Source organism: Roseimicrobium gellanilyticum (assembly GCF_003315205.1).
GTDB lineage: Bacteria > Verrucomicrobiota > Verrucomicrobiia > Verrucomicrobiales > Verrucomicrobiaceae > Roseimicrobium > Roseimicrobium gellanilyticum.
The window spans coordinates 140,685-154,541 of record NZ_QNRR01000001.1 but is presented as its reverse complement, the minus strand read 5'-3'; the positions used below and the strand labels follow the sequence as shown (position 1 = coordinate 154,541).

Below are 13,857 nucleotides of genomic sequence, written 5' to 3'. Positions count from 1 at the left end.
GCTTCAGTAGAAGAGCCGTCAGCATACAGCGCCAAAACCATCGCCCTGATGACCTCACCGAATCGGATGCAGCTTGGGCTTCTTCGAAAGCGGCACCACCAGCACCACATCAGAGATGCAGGTGTCCTCAAACTTCGTGCCCGGGTACACCTCTGCAATGGTGAGCTTCACGGACTTCACCGCCTCTCCTTTGGTGTCTGGCAGATCAAAATAGAAACGCTCACTGGAAAGCATCTCATCCGGCAGCTCAACCCGCACCGGCTTGCCACCATTCACACTGACATCCAGCTTCGCTACCCGGCTGTTGGCAAAGTATAATTCCCCGCTGTCCGCAAGGCCGTTCACGATGCCTGCTCTGCGGACCTTGGCCGGGGTCGGCAAGGTCAGTGTGATGGACTCCCCGATGCCTTGGCCCGGCACGCCTTCCACCCAGGCGGTTTCCTTGCTCCAGTCCGCGACATTCTCCACACCGTATTTCCGGGAGCCATCTGGTGGCAGCGTCGACGAAGCCGTGGCTGCATAGTCACTGCGGTGTAGTTCCCATCCTCGGTCTTCACTCTCCCCCAGATACCATTGCACATAGGAGATGCGCTCCTCATTCACTTCTCCGTCTTTAAGCTGATGAATCACGTTTTCCGGACTGTATTTGCCGGGTCTCGGAGAAATCACCATGTCATCTTCCAGCGTCGGCTCGAAATCGGTGAAGAGCCAGGTCCATGTGTTGCCCTCTCGCTGGAATCTCTTGGGGTGGCTGAGTTGCACACGCTCAGGATCCACGGACTTGGCACGTACCATCACCGTGCCCTGGCGGATGGGCCCCTGCCACGCAGCGGCACTGGAGAAAATGTACGCGAGAGATGGTCCGTTGGACCTGGCGTTGCTGCTGACGTAGGTGAGCGAGTCCGCATAGGGGTGGCGGTACCGCACGGTCACCTTCCTTGTCTGTCCCTTGCCGAAATCGATGGCGAATACATGCCAGGCCTTGATCGTCATGGCAGGGATCTCTGCTGCGAAGGAGAGGGGCTTGCTGCTTTTCAGGTACAAGTCGTCAGGCTCAACTCTCAAGCTCACCGGCTCACCATCCACGGTCATCGCCAGATCTTCGATCCGGTGTTTTTCATCCACCCTTTCAGGAAGTCCCATGAGCCCGGATTTTCTCTCAACAGCAGAAGGAAAGCCTGCCTCAGCCTTGACCTTCGGCCCAGGGTTGTGCAACACGTACTCAATGCGCACCTCTGCGTACTCGATGTGCAGGTCGATTTCGAGGCGCTCAGACAACATTTCGACCTGCTCGATCCCAAAGGGCTTGAAAGCGCCGGTCGAAGCCAGCCCTTTGGTGTAGCCACCACCGTTGGCGAACAAGGGACTGCTACCAGCGAACGTGAGCAGACTCACGAGCAGTGCAATGGGCAGGACACGCATAAGCAGGCAAGCTGGATCGCAAGACGGACAGGCGCAGTGGCAACCGCCACGGAAAATGAAAACTACCTCGCCGGCTGAATCTTCGGCTCCTTCTCCAATGGCACCACCAGCACCACGTCAGATAGAGCGGTATCTTGGTACTTCGAGCCCTTGTACACGCCTGCGATGGTAAGCTTCACGGTAGACACGTCACCAGCAGATGCCGGCAGGTCGAAGTAAAACATCTCCGAACCCAGCCTCTCATCCGGCACATCGACAGGGAAGGCTGCGCCGCCATTCACACTGACATCGAACCTCGAAACGCGGTTATTCTTCCGGTAGATGTCTTCATTCTTCGCATAGCCATTCACCAGCCCGATGCGGCGGACCTTCGCAGGCTTGTCGAGGGTGAGAGTCACGGACTCACCGAGGCCATCGCCTTTTACCCCTTCTACCCATGCCGAGCTGCCAGTATCGGGATCGTCCTCAGCGAGCAGTTGTGCATCGTAGCGGAACTCCTTGCCAGGAGTGAGCGTGGAGGATGCCGTAGCCTTGAAGTCCTGACGGCGCAGCTCCCACTGACCGCCCATCTTTGAGTCCTCCTCGAAACTCATCTTCGCTCCCCAGCCCATGTAGGAGGTGTGGTTCCACTCGGTCTCACCGGTGGTCGTGTTCTCCGTGATCACTGCCTGTCCAAATCCGCCCGGGCGCAGGGTGATGACCAGATCGTCCTCCAGTGTGGGCTCGAAGTCCGTGAATTGCCAGCGCCACACATCTCCATCCTTCATGAAGCGTTTGGGATGGCTGAACTCCAGCTTGCTCATGTCAGCAGTCACGGAGCGAACGGTCACCGTGCCGTGCTTGATGGGACCCGCCCACGCAGCAGCGCTGGAGAACAGATAGGTCAGTGTCATCGGACCGAGGCGCATATCATCAGACACATAGTCATAGGTGGAAAAATACGGATTGCGGTACCTCACAGTCACACGCCGCGTCTGGCCCTTCTCAAAGTCCAGCTTGAAGACATGCCAGGCTTTCACGGTGATGCCGCCGCCTTCACCGTCCGTGGAAATTCGGGGGAACTGCTCCACGGACTCCAGCTTGAGGTCGTCCGACTGAATCGTGACCTTCACCGGCCTGCCATCCGCTTTGAGCTCAAAGTTCTCCAGTGGCAGCTTCGCGGCCACCTGCTTCATGGTCATCATGGGCTCGTCTACCTCCCCATACGGATAGACCGCCACTGCCGAGGGAAATCCCGCCTCGACGGTCACTTTCGGTCCCGGATTGTGCAGCACGTACTCGATGCTGACGTCGGCGTACTCAATGTGCAGATCGATGTCCAACTTCTCCGTCAACATTTCCACCTGTTCGATACCGAGGGGCTTGAAGGCGCCGCTGGATACCAATCCCTTCACATAGCCGCCACCATTCGCCCACAAGGGACACACGCCTGCCATCACGAGCAGGACGATCACAACTAAAGAACCCGTCACACGCAAACGCTTCCAGTGCATGCGGCACACCTAACGGCACCGGCCCGTTGTCGCCAAGGGAAATCCGGTGGCAAAAACTCGCGGCGACGACTCCAGCTTACGCCGCCACCGCACCGGCTTCCTTGGCCTGGGCGGTCGCGTTCTTCACCTCGAACTCGCGGCACCAGCCTTTGATCTCAAGATCGTTGAAGATCTTCCCGATCACGCGGCGCAGCAGGCCCTTGAGATTGGCGTTGTCCACGGCCTGGAGGGAGCGGATGGCCTGCTCCTTGTAGCTCTCCAGCAGGAGCATGGCCTTCTCATGCGCGGTGCTGGACTGGGCCCAGTCGCGGATGGTGGCCTTGTCCGGCATGGTGGGCAGCTCGCCGTTCCAGAGCTTCTCCATCGTCTCCTTGATCTCGCCCTTGCCGCGTTCGCGGAGGAGGGCGAGCACAATGCTCGGACGCATGGCGGCGATATTGTCCGCCACGGAGTCGTCACCCAGGTCATCAAGGTCGTCGTGGATCTGATAGGCGATGCCGAGGGCCTCGCTGTAGTCGTGCAGCGCATCGGCCGTGTCGTCCAGCTTGCCAGCCAGAGCGGCGCCAATCTTGAGCGCCACCTCGAAGGCAGGAGCGGTCTTGCTGCGGAAAATTTCCAGCACTTGGGCGCTGGTAAGGGCCACGGGATTGTTGTTCCAGAGCAGCTCAGCACCCTGGCCACGGCAGAGTTCACGCTGGCCTTCAGCGGCCACCTTGATCATGGCGCTGCGGAGAGAGCCGGAAACGTTGTTGTCCACCAGCAGGCGATAGCCCTCGCCGATGAGCAGGTCGCCTACGTTCAGCGCAACGGGCATGCCGTGCTCCGCGTGGAGGGTGGCCTCGCCATAGCGCTCAGCGTCGTTGTCCTCGATGTCGTCATGCACGAGCGAGGCCTTGTGGAAGCACTCCACGGCGATGGCTGCCTTCTTGAGCGCATCGCTGAGCGGGCCTTCGGGGTCGTCACGCAGGGCCTGATGGGCCGCCACGGTGAGGAAGGGGCGCCAGCGGTTGCCAGCGCGGGCGAGCCAGTCGCGCGCGATTTCTTCAGTCTTGTCGGTGGGCTTGCCAAGGAGGGCGTCCAGGGATTCACGGGTGAACCAGCCGCGCACTTCTTCATGCAGCGCATTGAGGTTCAGGCGGCGGGTCTTGTCATCGCTGGTGAGGTGGATGTAGTCCCACACCCAATCGATATCCACGGTGGTGTCGATGCAGTCGTCCTGCAGGAGCGGCACTGCCACGGCAGGAATGGCGGCAGCCTCCACATACGGGAAGGTGCGCTCCAGCACCGGCAGGCAAGAAATGCCGACAATGGCCTCGATCTTGCCGGTCTGAATCAGGCTCATCACGATAGCGGAGCCTTCCGCCACCAGCACCGCATAGCCGAGCTTTTCCGCTTCGTTCTGGAAGTCCTGGATGGTGCACAGGCCGCACTGCTTGCAGAGCAAACCGAACTCATCGAAGGGTGCCGGGCACTTGCTCTCCACCCGCAGGCACTTCGGCATCAGCAGAAGGCGGCGCTCGTATGGGATGGTGGCCAGCGTTTCACGCCAGGCTTCATTCCCCAGCAGCACGCCGATGTAGTCAATCCACACCGGGTTGAAATTGTTCTCCGCAATGACGGTCTCCGCATGTACACGGAGTTCCTCCAGCGGCATGGGCGGTACCAGGGTGTGCGCCTCGACGTAGGCACGGACCTTGGCAAGCACGTTGTCGCGCTCGATCTTCGTCTGCGGCAGTGTTTTTTTCGGCTGGCGAAACCTCCGCACCGTCAGGGGAATGGACGGCGGAAGCTGGGCAGAACGAACGGCGACGGTGGACATGCTAGGGGATCTACGAACCTCAGATTCAATCCGCAATCAGGAAAATCGCGGAATGTGAGCAAACTCAAACGCTGGGCAATGCTCAAAGTCTTGCAGAAAAGCAGCCAGCCCGACAACAGATTATGCAAAGCGGGATCAATCACCCCGATTCCTGAAGCCACGATGCCCCACTTGCATTTTCCCGCTAAGTCATGTCTAGGGCCATGCGTTCCACTGTATCTCACCCGCATCCATGAACAAACTTCTGCTCACCGCCCTGGCCCTCGCTCCGGCCAGCTTCTCCTTCGCTGCTGACTTCGCCTCGCAGGTCGTTCCCGTTCTGAAGCAGCACTGCTACAAGTGCCACTCCGAGGCGGAGAAGAAGGAAAAAGGCGATCTGGTGCTCGACAACCTGAAGCGCCTCGGGGAAGGCGTCGGCGCTGGGAAGATGATCATCCCGGGCAATCCCGATGGCAGCAGCTTCTTCACCTGCCTCACTTCCCCGGCAGATGACAGCGACCACATGCCTCCGGAAAAGATGATGCCGGACAAGGACATCGCCATCATCAAGAGCTGGATCGCCGCAGGCGCCAGCTTCACCAAAGGTGGGACCGCTCCCGTTGCTGCGCCGACTGCTCCCGCAGCCCCGGCCGCACCCGCCGCAGCGATGACCACCTGGACCAGCGCCGACGGCCGCACCATCCAAGCCAAGAAGCTCCGCCTCGAAGGGGAGAACGTCATCCTCGAGCGCGCCGATGGCCAGGTCTTTACCCTGCCCATTTCCAAGCTCTCCCCAGAAAGCCAGGCCGCCGCAAAGGCTCCCTGAGCCAATCACGCTGACGAATAAAAAAAAGAACGGGCCTGACACTACCGGTGTCAGGCCCGTCTTTTATCTAGCAACTACAACTCAGCACATCGCACACATCACATCACTCTTATCCGGCACAAAAACTGGAAGCAGGTCAGAGACCGGGCAGGTGGCGGATCTCAAAACCCGGGAACTTTCTCGCGGTGGGCCGCCACTTCGGACCGTCCCCCCGGTTCGAGCCGTAATCACTGGTGTCAAAACGCAGCCCGCAGATGGAGACAAACACATGGTCTCCACTGACATAAAGGTTCAGCCAGCGGCCTGGGCCGGGTCTGCCGATGCTGCGGAATTCCCTTGAGGTCATGGGACCACGAATCAACCCCGCCTTGAACAGGACATACGACACGGACCCGGAACAGTCATACCCACGATCGTAGAGCACCCGATGCCCCCCACCCCATTTGTAAGGTTTCCCCTGGAGTTCATTCGCCGCAGCCACAGCCCTGTAGATGGCAGGGGGAAGACCGGCCGGGGCAGCGGCGTGTCTTCCATTGTAATGCAGATACTGAGGCACCCCGGCCATCGCGGGCCGATAGGCTCCCGAAACCGCAGAGGCACTTAGCATTTGGCGGCTCTGGGCGGAAAGTTCCGAACCGCCCAACACCCACAATACCAGTCCGATGGCCGCCAAGGTATTCGCGGCTTTTTTAAAACTTTGGCTGATATTCGACCTTTGGCGCATTACTGGCTCTGATTATTATAAAATTTATCCGATCATTAGGGCGCGAATAGGTAAAATTCTATTCATTCCGCGGCCACACAGGCTCCGCCGAGTCCCACCCACAACAAGAGCTCCACGTACCATTTCAAAATGCCCGATGGCGTCCGCGAGGCATCGTCTCTCCTGTCCTCGCACGGTTCCCTTCGTCGTGCTTGCGCCTTAGCCAAACCGTGCCATTCTTCGCGCCCCTTTCGCTCCTCCTCGCGCATGGCACTCATTGTCCAGAAATACGGCGGCACTTCGGTCGGCACGCCAGAACGCATCAAGAACGTCGCACGCCGTGTCCTCGAGACGCAGCAGGCAGGCAACCAGGTCGTCGCCGTGGTCTCGGCCATGTCTGGTGTCACCGACAATCTTCTGAAACTCGCGCACGAGGTCTCCTCGCCTGAGCATCCGCCCACCGAGCGCGAAATCGACGTGCTCCTGGCCACCGGCGAGCAGCAGACGATTGCGCTCACGGCGATGGCGATCAACGCCCTCGGCGGCAAGGCCGTTTCCCTGACCGGTGCTCAGGCTGGTATCCAGACGGATGGGGTGCATACAAAGGCGCGCATCGCGGACATCACTCCCACGGAGGTGCATGAGATGCTGGATGCAGGTCACATCGTGATCCTCGCCGGCTTCCAGGGCCAGACCCGCGATGGCCTCATCACCACCCTCGGTCGCGGTGGTTCGGACCTCACGGCCATCGCCATGGCAGGGGCAATCAAGGCAGACCTATGCCAGATCTTCACGGATGTGGACGGCGTCTACACCTGCGACCCACGTGTGGTTCCCGTCGCGCAGAAGATCGATGTCATCAGCTACGACGAGATGCTGGAGATGGCCAGCAGCGGCAGCAAGGTCATGCAGAGCCGCTCGGTCGAGTTTGCGAAAAAGTTTGGAGTCCGTTTTGAAGTCCGCAATAGTATGAACAACAACCCAGGCACCCTGGTGAAAGAAGAAGAACCCGGCATGGAGTCCGTCGTCGTTCGCGGCGTCAGCATCGAACGCAACCAGGCGAAGATCACCATTGATGACGTGCCTGACCGCCCCGGCATTGCCTCACGTATCTTCGGCGCCATCAATAAGGCGAACATCGTGGTGGACATGATTGTGCAGAACGTGAGCTGGGAAGCCGAGACAGACATCAGCTTCACCTGCAGCGCTGCGGATCTTCCCAAAGCCGAGGCCGAACTTCGCAAGGTGCTCGCAGAGCTCGGACCGCACGCCAGCTTCCGCAGCCAGGCCGGCATCGCCAAGCTCAGCATCGTGGGCATCGGCATGCGCAGTCACAGTGGTGTGGCCGCCCGCATGTTCGGCGCGCTCTCCAATGCAGGCATCAACATCCAGATGATCTCCACCAGCGAGATCAAGACGGCGGTCACGGTGAATGAATCCGAGATCGAGCAGGCCGCCAAGGTGGTGCACACGGCGTTTGGGCTGGACAAGGCGTAGGCCTGCCAGACAGCAGCCATCCATTTCCTTTTACGCAAGAGGGCGGGGTCTAACGACTCCGCCCTCTTCATTTTGACACGACGTGTCGCCAGGCCCAGAAGGCCGTGTTCATCGCTTCCCTGCCTTTAGTAAGATCTCGGCGAAGGCCTGGCCCATCAAGGCGAATGTCTTGGCGCACCCGAGGTAGTGGTATCCGGCATTTGAGGCACCACAGTTCCAGAGGGCCACCTCAGCAGGCGAGATCACCTTGGCTTCGTATTCCTTCACAAATTCACGCTTCTGCTCTTCGGTCATGTGGCCATCAGCATTGGCGTGATCCTTGTGCTTTGAATCCAGATAGTAGCGCATCTGACGCCCCTGATCCTTCTTGTCCGCAATGGCACCGAGTTCCATGGACCAGAAGGGCGCCGTAGATACCGCGAAGACATTCCCCTGAAACTCCGGGAGCGCGGCGGGAGCGGCCATGGCTTCGCGAAAGGCAGCAACGTGCTCGTTGGGCTTGGAGCCTTCGACTCCCATCACTCCGATGACGAACGGAAGACGCGGGGCCTTGAAATCCTTGCGCACATCCCGAATGAAATTCGACAGCCAGCGGCTGTAGTCGGCGTAGCGGGGTGTCTTGTCTTCCTTTTTGGGGATCGGGTAGACATCGCGATTCACCATGTCGTTCCAGCCCTGCAGCCACACAAAGCCGGCCAGTTCAAAACCCTGCGCTTCGTCATAAACGGGGCAGACGCGCTTGATGTCAGAGAGCACCCGCCGCACGTGATCCACCATGAGCCGGTAATAGTGCCCGCACTGTGCCTCGGGATTCTGTCCCTTCTCGATGTCCTTCGCCGTGCGCTGATAGACGCCTGCGCTCGGTGGCCTGAAGTCATAGTAGAGCGACTTGCCTCCCCAAGCTGTCTTGATGAGGAGGATGGGCTGGTCGAGTTCTGCGTCCAGGGTGAGGCCGAAGGTGAACTCCGGTCCAATCTTGCCCCCATCTTGATCCGGCTTCTGCCGTGAGCCATAGCCCGCCGTGAGCTTGCCGAATCCCTCGCCATTCGCCTCGCCCGTACCGGTGAAGTATGAGATCCACACGTGTTCACAGACAGTCGGCTTGCCATCTGCACCACGCATTTGCTTGAGCAAGGGTGCCGTGGCGGGGTCATCGCCGATGTAGTCGAAGGTCTCGACCTTGGCGTGGCCTTCCATGTTGGACTGCCCCGCGAGGATGTAGATTTTGAGCGGCTTGGGGGCGGGAGCCGCGGCAGCTGGGGAAACCAACATTGCCAGCGAGATCAGGGCGAGGCTCAAGGGGAGTGCAGCGAATGAGGGGAATGATTGCATGGTGGATCGAGCCTGAAAACGGCACCGCCTGCATCAAAGGCCCCAGCAGCCCACATCTTACGTCTCACATCTCACAAAGAAGAAGTGCGGAGTTTTGCGACTCCGCCCTTCTCTCAGAATTTCGTGCTACTTGACGGTGTCTTCGGGCATCGGCCTTCCCTTCGTTTCCGGCATGAACGCCAGGGCTACAAGGCCCAGCAGGAAGATGACGCTCATGTAGGTGCAAGCATCACGGAAAGCCGCAATCTTCGCTTCCGACGTGGTGGCGCCTTCACGAAGAGCCTTCTGTAGATATCCCAAGGTGAAGGGACCGCTTGCCGCCACAAAGCGACCCACGTTGTAGCAGAAGCTGGTGCCGGTACTGCGCAGACTGGTGGGGAACAACTCGGGGAGGTAAATGGCAAAGCCCGCGAACAGGGCAAGCTGGCAGCCACCCATGATGGCACTCATCCAGATATCACCCTTGCCGTCGAAGAGCCTGAAGAAGGCCACGGTGGCGACGAGAGCGGCCAGGAAGGCGATGGTGAAAGCCTTCTTGCGACCCAAGCCCTGTGCCAGCTGCGTGAAAATCAGCATCCCAAAGAAGGCGCCGATGTTCTGCACAATGGAATTGATGCCAATCCACTTGGTCTTCTGGCCGGCGATTTCCGCAGCCGGAATCCCCTGCTCCACGAGTGACTTTTCAATCACACCACCCACGAGTTCGGGAGCAAAGAAACCGATGCCCCAGAGACCAATCACACCGGAAACGCAAAGCACCATGCCCAGCAGCGCATTCTTTCTCCAGCGAGAGTCACCAAGGAGGGAAGAATAGGAGCCAAACTTCACCCCGGCAACTTTGCCAGCCTCGCGCGCCTTGACCCATTTCTCAGGTTCTTTCAGACGCACCTGGATGAACACACAAAGGAAGGCTGGCACAGCACCCACCAAGAACATGTATTTCCACGCAGAGCCGGGGGTGATGGCTTGGGTGGACTCAAGGTGACCCATGTACATGCTGACCAGACCTGCGGTGACGTTCCCCACAGCAGACAGGGCCTGCAGAGTGCCAAGTGCGCCGGTGCGTGCCGTATCCGGAAGCGTGTCCGCCACCAGCGCGACGGCGAGACCAAACACACCACCGACACCGAGGCCGGTAAGGAATCGATAGATGGCAAAGTCGATCCAACCCTGAGAGAAGGCGGAGAGACCGGTGCACAAGGAATAAATAAGGACCGTGAGCGTCAGTGTCTTCGCACGACCGATGCGGTCACCCACCGCCCCGAAAATCAGACCCCCGGTGGCCCAACCTGCCACGAAAATCGAAGTCGCGTAACCGCCATACTCATTTGGGTCCCAGCCCGGCGGCAGCAGCGCCTTCATGGCGGATTGCCGTGCGAGAAGGAACAACTGTTGATCCAAGCAGTCGAAGAGCCACGCCAGCGATGCCATGGCAAAGACGAACCAATGGTAGGACGTAAGCTGCTTCCACCAGGGGAGCGTCGGGTCTATGGGAGTCGAGGTCTGGCTCATGGGCGCGGAGTGTGGCAAGAGCCTTACGGGCTGACAAGGCAGAAGTTGCCCCCCGACCACGCATTTCTTTAATGCCCGAAGATTTCTTAGGTCGGGCTAATTTGTAAACCACCTCGGGCCTTGAACGTGATAGGCGCATTCTCAACAACGGAGGTTAGGGCTTCTGCCCTGACAGTGGGCGTTGGGCCTTCCGGCCCGACAGCTACAGAACAAGATCTACCATGAGCTTACCGTCAGGGCAGAAGCCCTAACGCTCACTGTCGGACTGGAAAGTCCAACCTCCTCAGAATGATCCGCGATTGCGGTGACATCCATTTCACTGCCGTCACACTGCTGATCTGCATACAAAAGAGTGCCCCACGTCGCCCTCCCACCCTGCGAGATGGGGACAACGTGGGGCACAGGTACCGCCCACCAAGACGGATTGTTCAACCGGGGCGCGTCAGCGCATCAGGACTAAAACTTCACGCCGACGCGGACGCCGAACTCACGCGGGGCTCCCGGAGCTCCCGTGCGCACATCGGTGTTCATGTTGGTGTAGTACTCCTCCTCGGTCAGATTCGTGGCATACAGGGCGATGCTCCAGTTCCTGGCGCGCCAGCCCACCGCGACGTTGGACGCAACATGGTCGGTCACTCGATGCTGCGCTCCACCTGGTAATCTTCGATGTCATTGTAGAATGCAGCGAACTTGGTCATGGCCTTGCCACCGAACCACACGACCTTCACGCCAATTTCGGAAGCCCAGATCTCCTCTTCATTGAACTCCACGTAGCGGGTTCGTCCACATAGGCGCTGAAGCCACCGGGCTTGAAGGCGTACGTCGTGCGGCCATACACCAGCACGTCCTCATTCAACTTCACATCGATGGGCGTGACGTGCACCCATTCCTCTTCGTGGTGCTGCTTGCCGGAGTTTTCCTTGATCCGTACGGGGGGGATGAGCGGGGCCAGAGCGAGACCTTGAGGCTGACAGTGGGAAAAGCCGGGAAGGAGAGCCGCAATGCCATTTCCAACTGGTAGAAGCGCTTGGGAAAGGGGGATCTCAGATCAAGTCCAACGCCCTGCCGCCGCTCACCAGCAGCGACGACAGGGCTCTGCACCAATACCACGTCCATGACGGAAGTGGATTCCATACACCCTTTCGGAATTGAGCCCGGATGGTTACAGGCTTGGGCAAGAGCGGTGCCGCCTCAAGTCACCATTCTCCGGCACCCGCCCCGCGAAATAGATGGATGACACGGGAAGGGGCGCATTGGAGCTCCTCACAAGGTGTTTCGCCGGATTTCCCCCCCAAGAATCCGTGTCGATTCCGTCACCCCTTTGCACGGAAGTTGCGATTTTCAGAATCTCCTCTAGGTTGCCTGCCCCCTTTCCCACCCCATGACGCCCGACAAGATCCGCAATCTCGCCATCATCGCCCACGTTGACCACGGCAAAACGACCCTGGTCGACCAGCTTCTGCGTGCCAGCGGAAACTTCCGTGAAAACCAGCAAATCGCTGAGCGCGCCATGGATTCCATGGACCTGGAACGTGAAAAGGGCATCACCATCAAGGCCAAGAACACCTCGGTGCACTACAATGACCACATCATCAACATTGTAGATACCCCAGGCCACGCGGACTTCGGTGGGGAAGTGGAGCGCGTGATGAAGATGGTGGACGGGGTGATGCTGGTGGTAGACGCCTATGAAGGCCCCCAGGCCCAGACCCGATTCGTACTAAAGAAGGCACTCCAGCAGGGTCTGAAGCCCATCGTGCTCATCAACAAGATGGATCGCCCGAACGTGGAACCCGGAAAGGTGCACGACAAGGTGCTCGAGCTTTTCCTCGAACTGGACGCCACGGAAGAGCAGTTCAACGCCCCCTTCGTCTACGGCAGCGCCCGCGCCGGCTGGGTGAGCGACTCCCCCGAAGGTGAGCACAAGGACATGAGCTTCCTGCTCGACAAGATTCAGGAGCACATCCCCGCTCCGAAGGCAGAACTCGAAGGCACCTTCGAAATGCTGGTGAGCAACATCGACTGGGACAACTTCGTCGGTCGTGTGGCCATCGGCAAGGTGACCCGTGGCAAGGTGAAGATGGGCGATCGCGTCTTCCTGCTCGGCAAGAACCCCGGCGACCCCGCCAAGGCCATCAAGGTGACCAAGGTGTTCCAGTACACCACCCTGGCCGTGAGCGATACGGTGGAAGGCACCGCCGGTGACATCGTGGGTATTTCCGGATTTGAAGATGTGGACATCGGCCAGACCGTCGGCGGCAGCCCAGATGTGGAGGCTCTTCCCTTCGTGGCGATTGACCCGCCCACGATTGTGATGCAGTTCGCAGTGAACGACGGCCCTCTGGCCGGACGCGAAGGCGACCACGTCACCTCCCGCAAGATTCGTGAGCGTCTGGACCGCGAGCAGAAGATGAACGTGACCATCGGTGTCGCAGACACCGACCTTGCCGGTATCTTCAATGTGAGCGCGCGTGGTGCGATGCAGATCGCCGTGCTTGTGGAGCAGATGCGCCGCGAAGGCTTCGAAGTGCTCGTATCGCGCCCCATGGTCATCACGAAGCGCATCAATGATGAGCTTTGCGAACCTTTCGAAACCCTCTACGTGGACGTGCCGGATGACTACCTCGGTGGCGTGATGAAGAGCATTTCTGAGCGCAAGGGCCAGATTGAAGACATGTCCGCGCACAATGGACGCACGAGCATCACTGCCTGCGCCCCGACGCGTGGTCTCATCGGATTCGAATTCGAGCTCATGAACCTCTCCAGCGGTCACGGCATCCACTCGCACCTCTTCCGCGAATACGCCCCGCACGCCGGCCCCATGCAGACGCGCAGCACCGGCACGCTGGTGAGCACCGAGTCCGGTGAAGCCACCTCCTACGCACTGGATACCATCCAGGTGCGTGGCAAGCTCTTCATCGGCGCAGGCGAGCCTGTGTACGATGGCATGCTGGTCGGCGAGAATCCCCGCACGGATGACCTGCCGGTGAACCCCACCCGCTCCAAGCAGCTCACGAACTTCCGTGCGGCCGGCTCGGACAAGGGCATCCAACTCACGCCTCCGGTCCGCTTCAGCCTGGAGCGCGCCATTGAGTACATCGCCCCCGATGAACTCGTGGAAGCCACGCCGAAGAGCATCCGCCTGCGCAAGCGCACGCTGGACTCCAACCAGCGCAACAAGGAGAGGAAGCGCCTGGAAGCCGAGCTGGAAGCGGTCTAAGCCGAGAGCACATCAAGATTCATTTTACGAACTGGCGGTTTCCGAAAGGGGCCG

11 protein-coding genes are annotated in these 13,857 nt (G+C 59.6%); 3 read left to right on the top strand and 8 right to left on the bottom strand.

Annotation, left to right across the window (positions count from 1 at the left end):
• Positions 1 to 54: 54 nt before the first annotated feature.
• The 3 genes from DES53_RS00620 to DES53_RS00610 form a co-directional block, all read right to left on the bottom strand.
• On the bottom strand, positions 55 to 1,422 hold the full coding sequence (locus tag DES53_RS00620; RefSeq protein WP_113956272.1) for an NADase-type glycan-binding domain-containing protein: 1,368 nt from the start codon (positions 1,420 to 1,422) through the stop codon (positions 55 to 57).
• 62 nt (positions 1,423 to 1,484) lie between these two features.
• Positions 1,485 to 2,915 (bottom strand): NADase-type glycan-binding domain-containing protein, encoded by a 1,431-nt coding sequence (locus DES53_RS00615; RefSeq protein ID WP_147263113.1) that lies wholly within the window; start codon positions 2,913 to 2,915, stop codon positions 1,485 to 1,487.
• 76 nt (positions 2,916 to 2,991) lie between these two features.
• Positions 2,992 to 4,734 (bottom strand): polyprenyl synthetase family protein, encoded by a 1,743-nt coding sequence (locus DES53_RS00610; RefSeq protein ID WP_113956270.1) that lies wholly within the window; start codon positions 4,732 to 4,734, stop codon positions 2,992 to 2,994.
• A 232-nt stretch (positions 4,735 to 4,966) separates the two neighbouring features.
• On the opposite strand from DES53_RS00610, the gene DES53_RS00605 reads away from it, so the two are divergent.
• Positions 4,967 to 5,539, top strand: coding sequence for a c-type cytochrome domain-containing protein (locus DES53_RS00605; protein ID WP_113956269.1), 573 nt, complete (start codon positions 4,967 to 4,969; stop codon positions 5,537 to 5,539).
• Between the two features lie 136 nt (positions 5,540 to 5,675).
• Here the strand turns inward: DES53_RS00605 and DES53_RS00600 are convergent, their stop codons facing one another.
• Positions 5,676 to 6,104 (bottom strand): NlpC/P60 family protein, encoded by a 429-nt coding sequence (locus tag DES53_RS00600; RefSeq protein ID WP_245958060.1) that lies wholly within the window; start codon positions 6,102 to 6,104, stop codon positions 5,676 to 5,678.
• Positions 6,105 to 6,509: 405 nt separating this feature from the next.
• Between DES53_RS00600 and DES53_RS00590 the strand changes: the two genes are divergently transcribed.
• Entirely contained in the window at positions 6,510 to 7,739 is a 1,230-nt protein-coding gene (locus tag DES53_RS00590; RefSeq protein WP_113956267.1) for an aspartate kinase, read from the top strand.
• Between the two features lie 108 nt (positions 7,740 to 7,847).
• On the opposite strand, the gene DES53_RS00585 is transcribed toward DES53_RS00590, so the two are convergent.
• The 4 genes from DES53_RS00585 to DES53_RS32350 all read right to left on the bottom strand — a co-directional run bounded on the left by DES53_RS00585 (position 7,848) and on the right by DES53_RS32350 (position 11,353).
• Entirely contained in the window at positions 7,848 to 9,071 is a 1,224-nt protein-coding gene (locus DES53_RS00585; RefSeq protein ID WP_211325400.1) for a sialate O-acetylesterase, read from the bottom strand.
• 126 nt (positions 9,072 to 9,197) lie between these two features.
• Positions 9,198 to 10,583, bottom strand: coding sequence for an MFS transporter (locus DES53_RS00580; RefSeq protein WP_113956266.1), 1,386 nt, complete (start codon positions 10,581 to 10,583; stop codon positions 9,198 to 9,200).
• 456 nt (positions 10,584 to 11,039) lie between these two features.
• Positions 11,040 to 11,219, bottom strand: coding sequence for a TonB-dependent receptor (locus DES53_RS00575; protein ID WP_113956265.1), 180 nt, complete (start codon positions 11,217 to 11,219; stop codon positions 11,040 to 11,042).
• The gene (locus tag DES53_RS32350; protein ID WP_147263111.1) at positions 11,216 to 11,353 is read right to left on the bottom strand and encodes a TonB-dependent receptor; all 138 of its coding nucleotides are present in this window, start codon (positions 11,351 to 11,353) and stop codon (positions 11,216 to 11,218) included. The genes DES53_RS00575 and DES53_RS32350 overlap by 4 nt, the downstream gene beginning before the upstream one ends.
• A 611-nt stretch (positions 11,354 to 11,964) precedes the next feature.
• On the opposite strand from DES53_RS32350, the gene typA reads away from it, so the two are divergent.
• Positions 11,965 to 13,803 (top strand): translational GTPase TypA, encoded by a 1,839-nt coding sequence (gene typA / locus DES53_RS00570; protein WP_113956264.1) that lies wholly within the window; start codon positions 11,965 to 11,967, stop codon positions 13,801 to 13,803.
• Positions 13,804 to 13,857 lie beyond the last annotated feature (54 nt).